This is a genomic window from Paramuribaculum intestinale (genome assembly GCF_030759015.1).
Taxonomy (GTDB): Bacteria; Bacteroidota; Bacteroidia; order Bacteroidales; family Muribaculaceae; genus Paramuribaculum; species Paramuribaculum intestinale.
The window spans coordinates 2,863,929-2,882,509 of the sequence record NZ_CP098825.1 but is presented as its reverse complement, the minus strand read 5'-3'; the positions used below and the strand labels follow the sequence as shown (position 1 = coordinate 2,882,509).

Sequence of the window (18,581 nt, the reverse complement as noted above, 5' to 3'; positions counted from 1 at the left end):
CTCGCGCTCCGCCCCCCTGCCACGTCCGGCGATGCTGGTCATGCACACCTCCGCGCCATCAATCCCAAATCGCTTTATCTCCCCCTCCATAAGACACTGCTGTGAATTGCTGTCGAGTCCATTCCGGCCGCAAAATCGCGCTCTATCGCGTCAAGCAACGGCCCGAGACTGTCGGGTGATGCTTCGCTGTCCAATCCGGTCAGCGCGCCGCTTACCGTCAGCGTGCCGCAGCGCGCTATCATCTGAAGCGGCGTCACCGAAGGCTCGTCGCATCTGAAAAACGTTATGCTTGCCATTCCCCCTCCCACTGTTGTATCACTTGCCGACAGACTCGCCTGACCCGCGTTTAGAGCGATCCGCTCAATGCGGTTCGCCGACACAGCGTCGGGATCGTCCGACACCGTGAAGGTCAGATGCAGCCTCGCGCCACCATAATCAGGATATACGATCGTAAGCCAACGGTTATCGCCGCTGCCGCCCAGCACTGCCTCGGCACGGCTGCTGACAGCGAAGCCCGACGGCAAAGAGTCGCCACGGCGGTAGTCTGACTCAGCGACTTCAATACGTGGATATGCCCGCGGACGAGGCGTGGCGATACGCTCGCCATCGCTGCGGCCACACGACACTACGCCCGACGCCACAGCAGCCATAGCCACAACTGCCGTCAATCTGATCATGCCTCACCCTTCGGCTCCACATCTTCGGGCATCACCTTCACCCTCACGTTGACGATACGGTGACCGTTGATCTCCAGCACCAGAAAACGGCAGCGGCCATAGACCATCGGCTCCTTCTCCTTCGGAAAATCGCCCTTTATCGCAAGAAGCATACCCGCCAGAGTTTCGCAGTCGGCCGTCACATCGGAGTAATCCGCCTCGTTGAGATCCGTCACACGGAAGAAGTCATCAAGCAGAGTCTTTCCTTCGAAAATAAACGTGTCGTCAGGCAGGCGGCGATAGGTCTTCTCATCCTCGTCATACTCGTCGTTGATATCACCCACGATCTCCTCAAGCACATCCTCCAGGGTCACGAGTCCCTGAGTGCCTCCGAATTCGTCTATCACGATCGCCATGTGTATATGACGGCGCCGGAAATCCTCCAGCAGATCGTCGATCGAACGAGCCTCGGGCACAAAATACGGCTCACGGAGCAGAGTCCGCCAGTCAAAATCCGCAGCATCCTTGCCTATGTAAGGCAACAGGTCGCGCGAATACAACACTCCCTTGATGTCGTCCTGCGAACCATCGCACGCCGGCAGACGCGAATAACCCGACTCCACCACCGTCGACATCACCTCGTCGAAATCCGACGACAGATCCACACACGTCATGTCGACACGCGGAGTCATCACCTCGTTGGCCGTCTTGTCGCCAAACCTCAGGATACCCTCGAGCATCTCCTTCTCGTCGCCCGCGCTCACATCGGTTATCTCAAGAGCCTGAGACAATTCCTCGGCAGTCACGTCGCTCTCCTTTTTCACCACCACACGGTTGACGATCGTCGACCCCCTTACGAGCAGCGATGATATAGGACTGAATACCGCCATCATAAGCTTCACACCGCCGAGAGCGAAACGTATCCAGCGCATATTGTCGGAATTGGCTATCAGTTTGGGCAGTATCTCCCCGAAAAGCAATATCAGGAACGTCAGGATGACCGTCTGAAGCAGAAAACTCATCCATGCGGCCATGCCCTGGAAAACAGGACCAAGCGCGTAATTACACAATATCACTATGGTCACATTGACCAGATTGTTGGCGATCAGTATTGTAGCCAACAGCCGCTCGGGCTTACCTATCATAGCCAGCACATTCTGTCCGCGGGGAGTCTCGTCAAGCTCGTCGCACTGCTGGGGAGTCAGCGAGAAAAACGCTATTTCACTGCCCGACACGAAGCCGGAGATCATCAGAGCACACAAGGCCACCACAAGGGCCGCCATCTGGTCAAGGCCAAAATTGGCCGGAAAATTGAGCTGCAAGGCCGACAATACCGCTCCGAGCGTGTCGGCCATAGCTGGTAAAGGATCTATATCCAAGACTGATTAAATTGGTTTTACTTCAAAGTGTTGCATCGCGGCGACGGGCTGTTGCCCCAGTCTGCCGCCAACACACCGCAAAGGTAGGAATTTTCCCGCTTCCCACCAAATCCGCCCCTTAAACCGATAAAAAACCGATCAACCCGCACCACAACAACAATCACGAACGTATCAAAAACCGATCAACCGCACATAAAACGAAGCGTGCCATACATCCCGCTGATGCAGGATATATGGCACACCGTTTTATCGGGAACTACTGTCCGTCAGTGCTGACGGACGGCAGTCTCATTCACTTGGGCAGGTTGCCTACCTCAGGATCGACGCCCCACTGCTGCTGGGCCAGACGGCGATAGTTGTTGTAGCGCCACTGGGCATTGGCCTTCGCGGCCGAGAACAGCTCGGAAGCCTCAGCAGGATACTGCTTGGCAAGCGAAGCATAGCGCACCTCGCCTTTGAGGAAGTCCTCGAACTTGTCCCAGTCGGGAGTCTTGCTGTCGAGAGTGAAGGGGTTCTGACCCGACTCCTCGAGAGCGGGATTGTAACGCCACAGGTGCCAGTAGCCACACTCCACAGCCTTCTGTTCCTCCAGCTGCGAGTGACCCATGCCGGCCTTGATGCCGTGGTTGATACAGGGAGCATAGGCGATGATCAGCGACGGGCCGTCGTAAGCCTCAGCCTCGCGGATAGCCTTAAGAGTCTGAGCCTGGTCGGCGCCCATGGCTATCTGTGCGCAATACACGTAGCCGTAGGTCGAGGCTATCAGACCGAGATCCTTCTTGCGGATGCGCTTGCCGCTGGCGGCAAACTTGGCGATAGCGCCCACCGGAGTAGCCTTCGAGGCCTGACCGCCGGTGTTGGAGTAAACCTCCGTGTCGACAACGAGCACGTTGATATTCTTGCCGCTGGCGAGAACGTGGTCCAGACCGCCGAAACCGATGTCGTACGAAGCACCGTCACCGGCTATGATCCAGTGCGAACGCTTCACGATATAGTGCTTCAGATCGAGAATGGTCTTGCATATGTCGCAGCCGCATGCCTCGCACAGAGGTATCAGCTTGTCGGCGATGGCACGTGTTGCCACAGCGTCGTCGGCCGAGTCAAGCCACTGCTGTGCCAGGTCATGGATCTCCTGGCTGCACGACGGACATTCCGTAGCGGCCTTCATCGTCTCGGTCAGGCGACGGCGGAGCTGCTCGTTGGCGATAAACATGCCGAGGCCAAACTCTGCGAAGTCCTCGAAGAGCGAGTTGCCCCATGCCGGACCGTGACCCTGCTTGTTGACTGTATAGGGAGTCGAAGGCACAGAGCCCGAGTAGATCGACGAGCAACCGGTAGCATTGGCCACCATCTCGTGATCGCCGTAGAGCTGGGATATCAGCTTCACGTAAGGAGTTTCGCCGCAGCCAGAGCATGCGCCAGAGAACTCGAAGTAAGGCATAGCGAACTGAGAGTTCTTCACATTGGCCTTCACATCCACCAGATCCTGCTTCGAGCTTACCTCGTTCACGCAGTAATCCCACTCCTTCTGCACGTCCATCTGGGTTTCCAGAGGCTTCATCACGAGAGCCTTCTCACCCTTCTTGCCCGGACATACGTCGGCACAGTTGCCGCAACCCAGACAGTCGAGCACATCGACAGCCTGAACGAAGCGCATACCGGTGAAAGTCTTGCCGATAGCGGGCAGTGAATCGCCCTCGGCGATAGGTGCGCCGGCCATCTCCTTCTCGTCGAGCACAAACGGACGGATTGCAGCGTGAGGACAAACGTAAGCACACTTGTTGCACTGTATGCAGTTGTCCGCGATCCATTCGGGAACGAAAGTGGCCACGCCGCGCTTCTCATAGCGGGCGGTCGACTGCTGCCATGTGCCGTCCTCGATACCCTTGAAGTCCGACACCTTGAGCAGGTCGCCGTCCTGTGCGTTGATCGGACGCACGAGCTTGTTGATGAATTCCGGATCGTTGTTCTTCACCTCGGCATCCTCGGGAAGATTGCTCCACGACGGATCGACATCGAGCTTGGCATACTCGCCGCCACGGTCTACGGCGGCATAGTTCTTGTCCACGACATCCTGACCCTTCTTGCCATAGCTCTTCACGATGAACTTCTTCATCTGCTCTACGGCCAGATCCACCGGAATCACCTCGGTGATGCGGAAGAACGCGCTCTGGAGGATCGTATTGGTGCGGTTGCCCAGACCGATCTCCTGAGCTATCTTGGTTGCGTCGATATAATATACGGTGATATTGTGGTCGGCAAAGTACTTCTTCACCTTGTTGGGAAGATTCTTGGCCAGCTCCTCGCCCTTCCAGATAGTGTTGAGCAGGAAGGTGCCGCCGTCGCGCAGACCGCGTGTCACATCATACAGATGCAGATAAGCCTGAACGTGGCAAGCAACGAAGTTGGGCGTGGTCACCAGATATGTGGAGCGGATAGGCTCGTCGCCGAAACGCAGGTGAGAGCAGGTGAAGCCGCCCGACTTCTTCGAGTCGTAGGCGAAGTAGGCCTGACAGTATTTATTGGTATTGTCGCCGATGATCTTCACCGAGTTCTTGTTGGCGCCCACGGTGCCGTCAGCACCCAGACCATAGAACTTGGCCTCGAACATCGTGTCGCTCACCACGATAGGAGCTACCGGGGGCAGCGAGCTGAAGTTCACGTCGTCGACTATGCCGATGGTGAAGTGATCCTTCGGCTGCGGCAGAGCCAGATTGTCGTAAACGGCGATCATGTCGGCCGGAGTGGTGTCCTTAGACGCCAGACCGAAACGGCCGGCGTAGATGGCCGGAGCGTCGGTGCGGTTCTTGTACACCTCGCACACGTCGAGATAGAGCGGCTCGCCCGGAGCGCCCGGCTCCTTGGTGCGGTCGAGCACAGCGATGCGCTTCGCGGTGGCGGGGATAGCAGCGAGAAGATGCTTCGCCGAGAACGGACGGAACAGATGAACGCTCACCAGACCCACCTTCTCGCCCTTGGCCATCAGATGGTCTACGGCTTCCTGAGCGGCCTGTGTGCCCGAACCCATGGCGATGATCACGCGCTCGGCCTGGGGATCGCCATAATAGTTGAAGAGGTGATATTCGCGGCCGGTGATGGCGGAAATCTGCTTCATGTAGTCCTCCACGATCTCGGGAACAGCCTCATATATGGGGTTGCACGACTCGCGGTGCTGGAAGAACACGTCGCCGTTCTCGGCCATGCCGCGGGCAACGGGAGCATCAGGATTGAGAGCGCGGTCGCGGAAAGCGGCCACGGCGTCGCGATCGAGCAGCGGAGCGAGATCCTCCTGTTCGAGCATCTCGATCTTCTGGATCTCGTGCGAGGTACGGAAGCCGTCGAAGAAGTTCAAGAAAGGTATACGCGACTTGATCGTTGCCAGATGAGCCACACCCGACAGATCCATTACCTCCTGCACCGAACCCTCGGCCAGCATGGCGAAGCCGGTCTGGCGGGCCGCCATCACGTCCTGATGGTCGCCGAAGATGCTCAGCGCGTGAGAAGCGATCGTGCGTGCCGATACATGAAACACGCTCGGAAGCATCTCGCCGGCTATCTTGTACATGTTAGGAATCATCAGCAGCAGACCCTGCGATGCAGTGTAGGTCGTTGTCAGAGCGCCTGCCTGCAGAGAGCCGTGAACCGCACCCGCTGCACCGCCCTCCGACTGCATCTCCTGCACGAGAACCGTCTCGCCGAAGATATTCTTACGGCCGGCTGCGGCCCATTCGTCAACGTATTCTGCCATCGTCGACGACGGGGTGATCGGGTAAATGGCCGCCACTTCCGTAAACATGTACGAAATGTGGGCTGCTGCCTGATTACCGTCACAAGTCAAGAATTTCTTTTCCTTACTCATAAGTCTGTAATCTATGTTTGTTTAGATGGATATGAAAGTCTGGTTTTAGTTATAATGTCATATACGCAGCCGTCAGAACACTTTGCTACGCAGCGCGAAGTTACAACTTTTTTCCGAAAAATCAACACCCCGAGACCCCTCCGCAGCCCCTTATCACCATTAATTTTTCACAACAAACCTCACACAATGCCAACAACCCGCCCGCACCGCACGTCAACGGCACATAAAACGCCACATTTTCAACACCGAAAGAAATAATTTTGTAACTTTGCGCCGTCTACCGACGGCATCCGCACACGCCGTCAGGAGCACACTACTATATCACGAATCGCAATGGTTAGAAAATACGACTATCTGGTGATCGGCAGCGGCATAGCCGGCATGAGCTTCGCACTCAAAGTGGCCCGCACGGGACGAGTGGCGCTCATATGCAAAAGCACCCTCGAGGAAGCCAACACCGCCCTCGCGCAGGGAGGAGTGGCATCGGTCACCGATCTGCAGCTCGACGACTTCGACAAACATATCCACGACACCATGGTGGCCGGCGACTGGCTGAGCGACCCCAAGGCCGTCGAAAAAGTAGTCCGCGAGGCACCTTCCCAGATAAGCCAGCTCCTGCAGTGGGGAGTAGACTTCGACAGACGCGAGGACGGATCGTTCGACCTGCACCGCGAGGGCGGACACTCCGAATTCCGGATACTCCACCACGCCGACAACACCGGCTACGAGATACAGCAGAGCCTCATACGACGCATCAGGGAGTCTGACTCCATCGACGTCTTCGAGCACCATTTCGCCATAGAGATCATCACACAGCACCATCTCGGCAAGATAGTCACACGACGGACCCCCGACATCACATGCTACGGAGCCTACGTGCTCGACGAAAACACCGGCGCCGTCGACACATTCCTCTCCCGCGTCACACTCATGGCCACAGGAGGAGTCGGAGCCGTCTACACCACTACCACCAACCCGCTTGTGGCCACCGGCGACGGGATAGCCATGGTCTATCGAGCCAAAGGCACCGTCCGCGACATGGAGTTCATACAGTTCCACCCCACAGCACTGTTCCATCCGGGCGACCGGCCGTCGTTCCTCATCACAGAAGCCATGCGAGGCTACGGAGCAATACTCCGCAACCCCGCAGGAGAGCGGTTCATGGAAAAATATGACCCCAGGCTCGAACTCGCGCCGCGCGACGTCGTGGCCCGCGCCATCGACTCGGAGATGAAGGCCGGAGGGCACGACCACGTATATCTCGACGTCACACACAAAGACCCCGGGGAAACACGCCACCACTTCCCAAACATCTACGCAAAATGCCTCTCCCTCGGCATCGACATCACCAAGGACTACATACCTGTAGCACCGGCCGCCCACTACCTCTGCGGAGGCATCGTCGTCGACACCAACGCCGAGTCGAGCATCAGCAGGCTCTATGCCGTAGGCGAATGCTCCTGCACCGGGCTCCACGGAGGCAACCGGCTGGCATCCAACTCGCTCATCGAGGCTGTGGTCTACGCCGAAGCCGCCGCACGCCACGCCATCGAACACGCCCACGGCTACCAGTTGCGCGACGACGTGCCCCTGTGGAACGACGAAGGCACGTCACACCCCGAAGAGATGGTGCTCATAACACAGAGCGCACGCGAGGTCGGACAGATCATGAGCACCTACGTAGGCATCGTACGCTCCGACCTGCGACTCGACCGGGCATGGAACCGGCTCGACATACTCTACGAGGAAACCGAACGCCTCTTCAAACAGTCGAAAGTGTCAAGAGCGATATGCGAACTGCGCAACATCATCAACGTCGGCTACCTCATCATGCGACAGGCCAAGGAACGGAAGGAATCCCGGGGACTCCACTACACCATCGACTATCCTCCCCGCCCCCACAACGAAACCGGCGCCTGAAACGTTATTAAAACTACTACACCCGCCCACATGCGCAGACTGCTGACATATCTCACGCTATCTGTCGCGGCCGCACTGACAGCTGCCGCGCAGACCGATGTAGAAGTCACCGTACCGGTGGTCGAAAACCCCTCGGCACTGCGCAATATCTACAAAGGCTACTACTGGACCGACATCGACGGAGAGCACGTCAAGATGATTGTGCTCAACGAGATCACCGTATTCCCGCCGCTGAAATTCAAAAACAAGAAAGAGGAAGAATTCTACTGGCGCACAGTGCGCGACGTAAAGAAGACACTGCCCTACGCCAAACTTATATGCGCCACGCTGCTTGAAACCTACGAATACATCGAGACATTCCCCACACAGCGCGAACGCGAGGAATACCTCAAGAAAATGGAGGACGAGATCTTCAAGCAATACAAGCCCGTGCTTAAGAAATTCACCAAAAGCCAGGCACAGTTGCTCATAAAACTCATCCGACGCGAAACCGACCAAAGCTCCTACAACATCATCAAGGCATTCCTCGGATCATTCAGAGCCGGATTCTGGCAGACATTCGGACGCTTCTTCGGAGTCAACCTCAAAGGCGACTACAACCCCGACACCGACCGCAAGGACGCCATCATCGAACGCATAGCCGTAAAAGTAGAGGACGGCCTGCTCTGACCGCCCTCCATATATGTTTGCCGCGACGCCGGCACAATGCCGCACACGGCTTCTGCGCTTTAGAGTATGTTTACTTTTGACTCATGTTAAGAGTATGTTTACACGGTGAGAATCTCCTTCTCCTTGGCCGCGAACACGTCGTCGATACGCTTCAGATACTTGTCGTGAAGCTTCTGCACGCTCGCCTCGGCGTCCTTCTCCACATCCTCGGGCATACCCTGCTTGACAGCCTTTTTCAGACCGTCGATCGCATCGCGGCGGGCATTGCGCACCGACACCTTGGCCTGCTCGGCCTCGGCCTTCGACTGCTTCACCAGCTGCTTGCGGCGCTCCTCGGTCAGCGGCGGAATCGACAGGCGTATCACCTCGCCGTTGTTCTCGGGCGTGATGCCCAGCTCGGAGTTGATGATCGCCTTCTCGATCTCCTTGAACATCGGCTTCTCCCACGGAGTGATCGTGATCGTGCGCGCATCGGGCACAGCCACATTGGCCACCTGCGATACCGGCACAGCGCTGCCGTAATACTCCACACGTATGCCGTCGATGATCTTCGGATTAGCCTTTCCGGCACGGATATGAGCCAGAGCCTCGTCAAGATAAGCCACTGCAAGCTCCATCTTCTCCTCTGCGGGAGCTAAAAAATCGTTTGGTTCCATATATGTCGTTTTTTATATTAATTATCAGATCAGTACACCAGCGTGCCTATCGGCTCGCCGGCTATCACCTTGGCCAGATTGCCCGGAGTATCCATGCAGAACACCACTATCGGCAGACCGTTCTCCTTGCACAGGGCCGTAGCCGTCAGATCCATCACCTTCAGCCCGCGGTTGTACACCTCGTCATAGCTTATCTCGCTGAACTTGGTGGCCGTCGAGTCCTTCTCCGGATCGGCCGTGTACACGCCGTCGACTCTCGTTCCTTTCAGCATCACGTCGGCTTCCACCTCTATGCCGCGCAGAGCGCTGCCCGTATCGGTGGTGAAGAACGGATTGCCGGTGCCTCCCGCTATGATGGCCACCTCGCCCCGCTTCAGAGCCTCGATAGCCTTCCACTTGCTGTAATGCTCCCCGATCGGAAACATGTTGATAGCCGTCAGCACGCGCGCAGGCTGCCCAACCGACTCAAGAGCCGAGCTCAAGGCAAGCGAATTGATCACCGTCGCAAGCATACCCATCTGGTCACCCTTCACACGGTCAAACCCACGCGTAGCGCCCGACAGGCCGCGGAATATATTGCCACCGCCTATCACGATAGCCACCTCCACGCCCGAAGAAGCGATCTCCTTGATCTGCTCGGCATACTGGCCGAGGCGTTCCGTATCGATACCGGTGCCCTTGGCTCCGGCGAGTGATTCGCCGCTCAGCTTGAGCAGCACGCGCTGGTATTTGGATCTCATCTCAAATATGTTTTTGTTTCTGCAAAAATAGTCGTTTGCCCCGAATTGTGCAATTCATACATCTACATTTTCGAAAGAGACCTGACCGGCATAGAGATGAGAGTTTTTTCCATACGCTTTTCCTGCCCCAAATAGCTCCAGTCTCATAAAAATAGCTAACTTTGCATTTATCGCAACGACAAACATCTGAAAATGGCCGAAACAGCTTAAAAAATTGGCAAAACACGCCACACAACCTCATCGCGTGGCGCTTTGCCTTGCAAAGAAGCATTCGGAACTTCCAAGCAGTCGTTGCAGGCACAGCCAGCCCTCAGATAACAGCCGCCGGAGTTTTATTATATATGGCAAAGAAAACACTAAATAAGAAAGAAGCTCTCCCTATGGAGGAGATGTTATGGAAGGCATGTGACGCTCTGCGCGGCTCTATTGAGCCGAGCGAGTATAAGCACGTCGTCCTCTCGCTTATATTTTTGAAATATGCGGGCTTCCACTTCGAGAAACGCCGTCAGGAAATCATTGCCGCCGGGCAGGAGGCTTTCGTTGATAACGTTGCTTTCTATGGAGCTAAAAACGTGTTTTATCTCCCCGAAACCGCACGTTGGTCTTACATCAAGGAAAACGCCAAGCAGCCGGACATCGCCCTGATTTTAGACAAGGCACTCGCCGATATTGAAAAAAAGAACAAGCCGCTTCGCGGTGCTCTCCCCAATAATTATTACAGTTCGCTCGGCATCGAGTCGGAAAAACTCGGCTCACTGATTGACAAGGCAGACGGATTTGATTCTATTCTCGAAAATGATACCGAGAACGACATAATAGGACGCGTCTACGAATATTTCCTTTCCAAGTTTGCCATCAAGGAGGGCAAAGGTAAGGGCGAATTCTATACGCCCAAAACCATTGTCAACCTCATTGCCGAAATGATAGAGCCATACGAGGGCATTATCTACGACCCCTGCTGCGGTTCGGGCGGTATGTTTGTACAGTCAATGAAGTTCGTTCAACGTCACAACGGCAACCGCCGTAATGTGTCGGTATATGGTCAGGAGTTTACCAAGACCACCTACAAACTCGCCAAGATGAACCTCGCAATCCGGGGGATTGCGGCCAATCTCGGCGAGTATGCCGCCAACACTTTCACAGATGACCGCCACAAGGACTTGAAAGCTGACTTTATCATGGCAAACCCACCGTTCAATCAGAAGGACTGGCGAGCCGAAAATCAACTCACCGATGATCCCCGATGGAACGGCTTCGACATACCTCCCACCTCCAACGCCAACTATGGCTGGATTCTCAACATGGCAAGCAAACTTTCCTGCAACGGTGTGGCCGGCTTCATCCTTGCCAACGGTGCGCTCAGTGCCGACGGCACCGAGGGTGCAATCCGCCGTAAGATGATAGAGCGCGGACTTGTAGAGGCGATAATAATACTCCCCAACAATCTCTTTTACTCCACCGATATTTCCGTTACTCTATGGATTCTCAATGCCAACAAGAAAGCTCGCGTAGTTACTCGCAATGGTGAGGAAATCCATTATCGTGACCGTGAGCACGAAATCCTTTTCATGGATTTGCGCCGCAGAGGTATTCCTTTTGAAAAGAAATATGTTCAGTTCTCGCCGGAAACAATTGAAGAAGTTGCCAATGTTTACCACAACTGGCAGCGAGAGGGACATACCGAATCATACGCTGACATTCCTGAGTTCTGCTATTCCGCATCTCTTGAAGAAGTGGCAGGTAAAGGATATTCGCTTGTTCCGAGCAAATACATTGAGTTTGCTAACAACGATGAAACCGTTGATTATGAAACTAAAATGTCGGCTCTTCAATCCGAACTCGCCGACATTCTAAAAGAAGAAGCAGACAGCCGTGCCGAACTCCTTGATGTTTTCAAAACCCTTGGCTATGAAATCGACTTATAAGCGGCTCGGCGACTATATAGAAGTTGTGGAAGCTCGCAACCGTGATTTGTCGGTCAAACTTTCTCAGGGTATCTGTAATCTCAAATATTTTCAGGATCCTCGACAAGTTGCTGAAAACTCTGTTGCCGATAAGATAGTGCGCAGAGGTTGGTTCGCCTACAACCGAGCCACCACTCGCAATGGCGATAAAATTTCCATTGCATATCGAGATGGCCAAGATTGTACGGTTTCCGCTTCTTATCTCACCTTTAAGATAAAGAATGAGGAGTTGCTTAACCCGTACTATTTGATGATGTGGTTTAAGCGACCCGAATTTGACCGCTACGCTCGTTTCAAATCTCACGGCAGCGCACACGAATACTTCGAGTGGGAAGAAATGTGTGATGTCATGTTGCCTGTACCTCCGATAGAGGAACAGCGGAAGATAGTAGCGGAGTATCAGGCCATCGAGCGGCGGATTGAAAGCAACCGCCGCCTCATAGCCACACTCGAAGCCACCGCCCAAACTATCTACCGCCACATGTTCGTCGACAACATCGACCCCGAAAACCTCCCCGCAGGCTGGCGCATGGGTACGATTCAGGATGCTGTAGAAACTATTTCAGCCGGAACCATACCGAACTATATTGAATGTAGTAATTTTCGGGTACTTGGGCAGAAGTGTAATTATAATCACACCTTCGATTTGTCAAAGGCTCGTTGTCACATTCCAAAATCATCCGCCATCCAGTGTCTGAAAGGTGACGTTATAATTAATTCAACTGGAGAAGGAACACTCGGAAGAGTCGGCATTATAAAGTTCAATCCAGTGAATCTAACTTTTGACTCCAATATGACACTTGTTCGAGCAAAGTCGAAAATATGGGTTGACTATATTTTTCTTACATTGGTTAATTTGGAATCGCACTTCAAAAATATTTGTCAAGGTAGCACTAATCAAACGCGACTCTACTGTTCTATGATTCGGCCTACGACTTGTGTGATTCCGGCAGAAAATGATGTGTTAAAATTTCACACATTATGTAATCCGATTTTAGAATATCAATCTTCGCTTGAAGCCGAAATTAATATTCTTCTTAATTCTAAGACACTACTTCTCTCCAAACTCTCCAAACTATAATACCATGTCAGCATTTAACGAACCGCAATTGGAGACCGCTTTCGTAGACTTGTTCAAAGAGCAGGGCTACGATTATGTACATGGGGAAGCCATCGTCCGCGATTCTCGCGATGTCATTCTTTACGAAGACCTGCGCTCTTTTCTGCGTGAGCGGTATGAAGCTGACGGTATTACCGAGAACGAAATATCCGCAGCCATAAACCACCTCGAATCGACTGAGGGCGGCAGTGTCTACGCACAGAACACCGAAGCGATACGCCTTATCATGAAAGGCTTCGCAATCAAACGCGAGGACACCTCCAAGCCAAACCTTTTTATTTCCTTGATTGACTATAATAACCCCAAGAACAACCTCTTTAAGTTTGTCAATCAATTTCAGATAGAAGAAAACCATCTGCGCATCCCCGACGGAATTGTATTCGTCAATGGTATTCCTCTTGTGGTACTGGAGTTCAAGAGCGCAATCAAAGAGAACACCACTATTGAGAACGCATACGACCAGCTCACCATCCGTTACCGTCGCGACATTCCGAGCCTGTTCCGCTATAATGCCTTTGTTGTTATCAGTGACGGCGTTAATAATAAATTCGGCTCGTTCTTCGCACCATACGAATACTTCTACACATGGCGCAAGGTGGAGCACGACGATGAGGAAGTAGAGGGCGGCTTCAATTCCATGTTCACGATGATGCAGGGATTGTTCCGCAAAGAGCGTTTGCTCGATGTGGTACATCATTTCATATTCCTTCCCGATACCACCACCGACGAGGTGAAAGTGGTGTGCCGCTATCCTCAGTATTTCGCCACCACACTTTTGTTTGAAAATATTCTCCGGCATAGCAAAATCAACGGGAACGGGGACGGAAAGGGAGGTACCTACTTCGGTGCCACCGGCTGCGGCAAAAGCTACACAATGCTTTTCCTCGCCCGACAGCTTATGCAGTCAAAAGAGTTGAGCAGCCCGACAATCGTACTTATCACCGACCGCACAGACCTTGACGATCAGCTTGCCAAGCAATTTCTGAATGCCAAGAAGTTTATCGGTGATGATACGGTGATGCAGGTAGAGAGCCGCGAAGACTTGAAAACGCAACTGGCAAACCGCACCTCTGGCGGCGTTTTCCTCACCACAGTTCAGAAGTTCGAGGAAAACACAGGGCTGTTGAGCGACCGCTCCAACATCATCTGCATATCCGACGAGGCTCACCGCTCACAGACAGGACTGGAGCAGAAAACCACCATAACCGAAAAAGGAGTGAAGCGCAACTTCGGCTTCGCCAAGTATCTGCGTGACTCGTTCCCAAATGCCACATATGTAGGATTTACAGGCACCCCAAAGGATGATACCATCGATGTGTTCGGCCCGATTGTGACACGCTACACAATGACAGAAGCCGTTGCCGACGGCATCACCCGTAAGATAGCCTATGAGGGTCGCGCTGCAAAGGTTATTCTCAATTCCTCGAAAGTCAAGGAGATTGAGGAATACTATAAGAAATGCAAGGACGAGGGCGCGACCGACTATCAGATAGAGGAAAGCAAAAAGCGCATGACGCGCATCGACGTTATTCTCAACGACCCCGACTTGCTCGCCAACATTGCCAAAGATATTGTCGAGCATTACGAGAAGCGCGTTGAGGAGGGTTCGACAGTCGAGGGCAAGGCTATGATTGTATGCAGTTGCCGAGCCATCGCGTGGAATCTCTATCAGGCCATCACCCGACTGCGCCCCGAATGGACGGAGGTGAAGGAGTGTATCGACGGCGAAACCCTAACCGACAAGGAACGCGAGGAAATCAAACCGATGCCGCGCATCTGCATGGTGCTCACTCGCGACAAGCAAGATCCACAGGAGATGTGGAACTTGCTCGGCTCGGACGAATATCGCAAAGGACTTGATAAACAGTTCAAGGCTGTAAAGAGCAATTTCAAAATCGCTATTGTCGTCGACATGTGGATAACTGGCTTCGATGTGCCATGTCTTGATACAATGTATTGCTTCAAGCCATTGCAGATGCACACACTCGTTCAGACAATCTCCCGTGTGAACCGCGTTTATCCCGGCAAAGAGAAAGGACTCGTAGTGGACTACCTCGGCATAAAGAAACAGATGAACGCCGCACTCAGCCACTACGCTGGAGGCGGTGTCGAGGGTTACTCGCTTGACTCCATAGAGCAGTCGCTGAAAATACTGAAAGATGAACTCGACATCTTACGCCGTATGTTTACAGGCTTTGATTGGTCGCTCTATTTCTTAGGCAAACCGCTCGAACAGCTACACTGTCTCAATATGACCGCTGAATTTATTCAGCGCACCAAGGAGTCGGAAACCAAGTTCATGCGCCATTGCAAAAAGATGCGCGAGGCTTACAACATATGCTGCAACTCCGAGCAGATAATCAAAGAGGAAGACGATGATATTCACTTCTTCTTCGCCGTGCGCTCCGTTATCTTCAAACTCACCAAGGGCGAGGCTCCCGATGCGGCTCAGATGAACCGCCGCGTAGCCGAAATGATAAAGGACGCATTGACGAGTGAAGCCGTCGAGGAAATTCAGAATATCGGTGTATCGGCTGACGAGGAAATAGACCTGCTTTCAGCCGAGTACATGAAGCGGTTGAGCCAAATTCCCTATAAGAATACGCAGGTCAAGCTCATGGAGCAACTGCTTAAACAGGTGATTGAATCGCTTAAGAAAGTCAATAAGCAAAAAGGCATTGACTTCACCAAACGGCTCGAAGAAATAGTGAAAAAGTATAACGACCGCTCGGACGATGCGGCCCTCGCCAACGATGTTATCGACGAAGTAGTTTCGCAGATGGTTGACCTCATGGCTGATGTCAACAACGCGAGAACCGCAGGAGACTCGCTTGGACTCGACTTCAAGGAGATGGCTTTCTTCGACATATTAAAATCTGTCGCTGTCAAGTACGACTTCGCAGACAAGTTCCCGGATGATAAGCTTACCGACCTTGCAAAACAGGTTAAGGAACTTGTCGAACAGCAAGCATCCGTTATTGACTGGGCTAATCGTGGCGACATTCGAGACACCTTGAAGATGAACATCATTATTCTTTTGTCGAGCGCAGGTTATCCGCCAATCATACACGACGAAGTATTCAAAGAAATTCTGGAACAAGCCGAGAATTTCAAGCGTCACTCCTCGCCACGCCCATACTCAACGTACTCAAATGATTCTACTTCAATAGCCGCAGAACCATAAGACCATAATGAATATCGTTTATTTAATTGGAAACGGATTTGACATTAACATCGGGCTAAAAACTCGATATAAAGATTTTTATGACTATTATCTTGCTCTTGATTCTTCCGGAGATAACGAACATGTAAAAAAGTTAAAAGAGCATCTCAAGGAAACCCTTAGTACTGATGACAAATATTGGTCAGACCTGGAAATCGCTTTAGGTGCATACACTACTAACTTTTCTTCACTTGAAGAATTGGAAATGACATATAATGATATCAATGATCGGTTCAGGGAGTTTATTCAAACTATTGAGGAAGAAAAGTTAGATATTTCAAAATTTAATATAGAAAAGCTAAAAAAGAGTCTTGCTCATCCTGAGAACTGTTTTTGTAAAGCAGAACAAGAGCTTCTCAGGGAATTTTATGCACATTGGACAGGTCAGGATTGTGATGTTAAAATAATATCTTTTAATTACACCAGCACAATTGAACAACTTTTGAGTTATCAGAATAATTCACTTCGATTAGATTTATGGCCATTGCACACAAGCTATAAAATCAATCTTTCTCAAATCATTCATATACATGGCAAAAGCGATGTTCCATTGATTGGTGTGAATAACAAGACTCAAATAATGAATCCGGAGTTGAGAGAAATAGTCGAAGTACAGGAGTATCTAATAAAACCTTTGCTTAATAAAATGCAGGGGCATCGTATTGATCATGGTGCCCTACAAAATATAAGGAACGCTGATGTTATTTGTGTCTATGGCTTATCTCTTGGAAGAACTGATGCTTACTGGTGGGATGCAATAGCACAGACTCTTCTGACAAAAGATGCCAGATTACTATTTTATGCCTATGACGATGAAGTACCTCTTTATCGCCCCCAATTAATAAATCGAATGAAACGGCGATGGAAGAACTCTTTTCTACAATCTACTAAACTTACGGAAGAAGAAAAGAAGAAGATTTCAGAGAAAATATTTGTTGTAAATCGCCCAACAGTTTTTGACATTAGATTATAGGTTTATGAGCGAGTTTGACGAGTACATAAACAGAGACAGAAGGAGAAGGCGATTATGGATAGCGGACAGATAATATTATTTCAGACGCTGGTTGGCGAGACGAAGATTGAGGTTCGGCTTGCCAATGAATCTGTGTGTGTTTCACCGTCGATTATTTAGCATAAATTCAATCACCCGATTAATTAAATAGAGAAAGATATGCAAACGCCTCCTTTTATAGTGTCGCCATTGGCAATAAATCTCATTGCGGAGATTTCGGCTTTGTTGGAACGATATGCCATCGCGCTTGAAAACGAAGACGGATTGCGTCTGCGCAAGGCGAACCGCATCAAGACCATCCACAGTTCTCTTGCAATTGAAGGCAATACGCTGTCAGAAGATGAAGTAGCCGATATTATCAACGGCAAGAATGTCGTCGCCCCGATTCGGCAGATTCAAGAGGTGAGGAATGCCATAAAGGCGTATGAACTTTATGGCACGTTAAATCCGTTCAAAGAGGCTGACTTGAAGAAAGCTCACTCAGTTATGATGGAGGCGTTGACCGATGATGCCGGACGATACCGCAACGCAGGCGTTGGCGTTTTCGGCGAAAAGGGTTTGGTACACATGGCTCCGAGTGCGTCGATGGTGCCTCAGCTTATGGGAAACCTGTTTGAATGGCTAAACAGTTCCCAAGACCATCTGCTGATTCGGTCGTGCGTATTCCATTACGAATTTGAGTTCATACATCCGTTTAGCGATGGCAACGGACGCACCGGGAGACTTTGGCAATCGCTCATATTGGGCAGGCTGAATCCCGTTTTTGAGCATCTGCCGGTAGAGAATATGGTTTTCTCCAATCAGCAACGATACTACGATGCTATTGCCGCATCTACTGCTGCCGGACAATCGGGGCCGTTCATTGATTTTATGCTGACAGAAATCCGTGACACACTGGAAAAGCATAAAACAACAGAGAAAGTTCCTAATAAAGTTCCTCACAAAGTTCCTAATAAATCGGAGACCCATATCCTTGAATTATTGCTGAAATCGCCGCATATAACGGCAGCTGAAATTGCCTCAGAAATAGGGATTACCGACCGTGCAGTAAGAAAGATTATAAGTGCCTTGAAAGGGAAAGGGCTTGTGGAGCGCGTCGGAAGCAACAAATCTGGCTATTGGAAAGTGAATCTCAAATGAAATTTACTATTGATTATGAATGAGAATTATTTCATCGACATATTTCAATCGCTGATTTCGCATAAAGAAAGTGAGGTCGTGGAGTTCAAGAAGGCGGAGAACAGCTTTGACTTCGACGACTTGGGCAAGTATTTCTCGGCGTTGAGCAACGAGGCGAATCTTCGTGGGCTTGATTTCGCATGGCTGATTTTTGGCCATGACGAGAGGAAACTACATTAAGAACAGAACGATTATATTATGATG

Annotated in this window: 13 protein-coding genes; 8 read left to right on the top strand and 5 right to left on the bottom strand. The window is 51.7% G+C overall.

From position 1 onward, the window contains the following. Positions 1-74: 74 nt before the first annotated feature. The 3 genes from NF347_RS12955 to nifJ form a co-directional block, all read right to left on the bottom strand. Entirely contained in the window at positions 75-677 is a 603-nt protein-coding gene (locus NF347_RS12955; RefSeq protein ID WP_133165431.1) for a hypothetical protein, read from the bottom strand. Next, positions 674-2,011 (bottom strand): gliding motility-associated protein GldE, encoded by a 1,338-nt coding sequence (gldE, locus tag NF347_RS12950; protein ID WP_107036444.1) that lies wholly within the window; start codon positions 2,009-2,011, stop codon positions 674-676. Before gldE ends, NF347_RS12955 begins: the two co-directional genes overlap by 4 nt. A 316-nt stretch (positions 2,012-2,327) precedes the next feature. Beyond that, the gene (gene nifJ, locus NF347_RS12945; protein ID WP_371131563.1) at positions 2,328-5,831 is read right to left on the bottom strand and encodes a pyruvate:ferredoxin (flavodoxin) oxidoreductase; all 3,504 of its coding nucleotides are present in this window, start codon (positions 5,829-5,831) and stop codon (positions 2,328-2,330) included. Positions 5,832-6,227: 396 nt separating this feature from the next. On the opposite strand from nifJ, the gene nadB reads away from it, so the two are divergent. Both nadB and NF347_RS12935 read left to right on the top strand, forming a co-directional pair. Next, positions 6,228-7,814, top strand: coding sequence for an L-aspartate oxidase (gene nadB, locus NF347_RS12940; RefSeq protein ID WP_107036446.1), 1,587 nt, complete (start codon positions 6,228-6,230; stop codon positions 7,812-7,814). A 30-nt stretch (positions 7,815-7,844) separates the two neighbouring features. Beyond that, complete coding sequence (locus NF347_RS12935; protein WP_107036447.1) at positions 7,845-8,483, top strand: DUF4294 domain-containing protein; 639 nt, start codon at positions 7,845-7,847, stop codon at positions 8,481-8,483. A gap of 98 nt (positions 8,484-8,581) precedes the next feature. Here the strand turns inward: NF347_RS12935 and frr are convergent, their stop codons facing one another. Continuing rightward, positions 8,582-9,139 (bottom strand): ribosome recycling factor, encoded by a 558-nt coding sequence (gene frr / locus NF347_RS12930; protein ID WP_107036448.1) that lies wholly within the window; start codon positions 9,137-9,139, stop codon positions 8,582-8,584. A gap of 29 nt (positions 9,140-9,168) precedes the next feature. Beyond that, entirely contained in the window at positions 9,169-9,879 is a 711-nt protein-coding gene (gene pyrH, locus NF347_RS12925) for a UMP kinase (protein ID WP_107036449.1), read from the bottom strand. Positions 9,880-10,220: 341 nt separating this feature from the next. On the opposite strand from pyrH, the gene NF347_RS12920 reads away from it, so the two are divergent. The 6 genes from NF347_RS12920 to NF347_RS12895 all read left to right on the top strand — a co-directional run bounded on the left by NF347_RS12920 (position 10,221) and on the right by NF347_RS12895 (position 18,557). After that, a complete protein-coding gene (locus tag NF347_RS12920) occupies positions 10,221-11,804 on the top strand; it encodes a type I restriction-modification system subunit M (protein ID WP_306254290.1) in 1,584 nt (527 codons plus the stop codon). Then, the gene (locus NF347_RS12915) at positions 11,788-12,924 is read left to right on the top strand and encodes a restriction endonuclease subunit S (RefSeq protein WP_107681788.1); all 1,137 of its coding nucleotides are present in this window, start codon (positions 11,788-11,790) and stop codon (positions 12,922-12,924) included. The genes NF347_RS12920 and NF347_RS12915 overlap by 17 nt, the downstream gene beginning before the upstream one ends. A gap of 4 nt (positions 12,925-12,928) precedes the next feature. Beyond that, complete coding sequence (locus NF347_RS12910) at positions 12,929-16,147, top strand: type I restriction endonuclease subunit R (RefSeq protein WP_107681789.1); 3,219 nt, start codon at positions 12,929-12,931, stop codon at positions 16,145-16,147. Positions 16,148-16,154: 7 nt separating this feature from the next. Next, complete coding sequence (locus NF347_RS12905; RefSeq protein WP_306254288.1) at positions 16,155-17,159, top strand: AbiH family protein; 1,005 nt, start codon at positions 16,155-16,157, stop codon at positions 17,157-17,159. Positions 17,160-17,357: 198 nt separating this feature from the next. Beyond that, on the top strand, positions 17,358-18,338 hold the full coding sequence (locus tag NF347_RS12900) for a Fic family protein (RefSeq protein ID WP_107681617.1): 981 nt from the start codon (positions 17,358-17,360) through the stop codon (positions 18,336-18,338). 15 nt (positions 18,339-18,353) lie between these two features. Then, positions 18,354-18,557 carry an ATP-binding protein gene (locus NF347_RS12895; RefSeq protein WP_237613037.1) on the top strand — a complete coding sequence of 68 codons (204 nt, stop codon included), beginning with the start codon at positions 18,354-18,356 and terminating at the stop codon, positions 18,555-18,557. Positions 18,558-18,581: the final 24 nt, after the last annotated feature.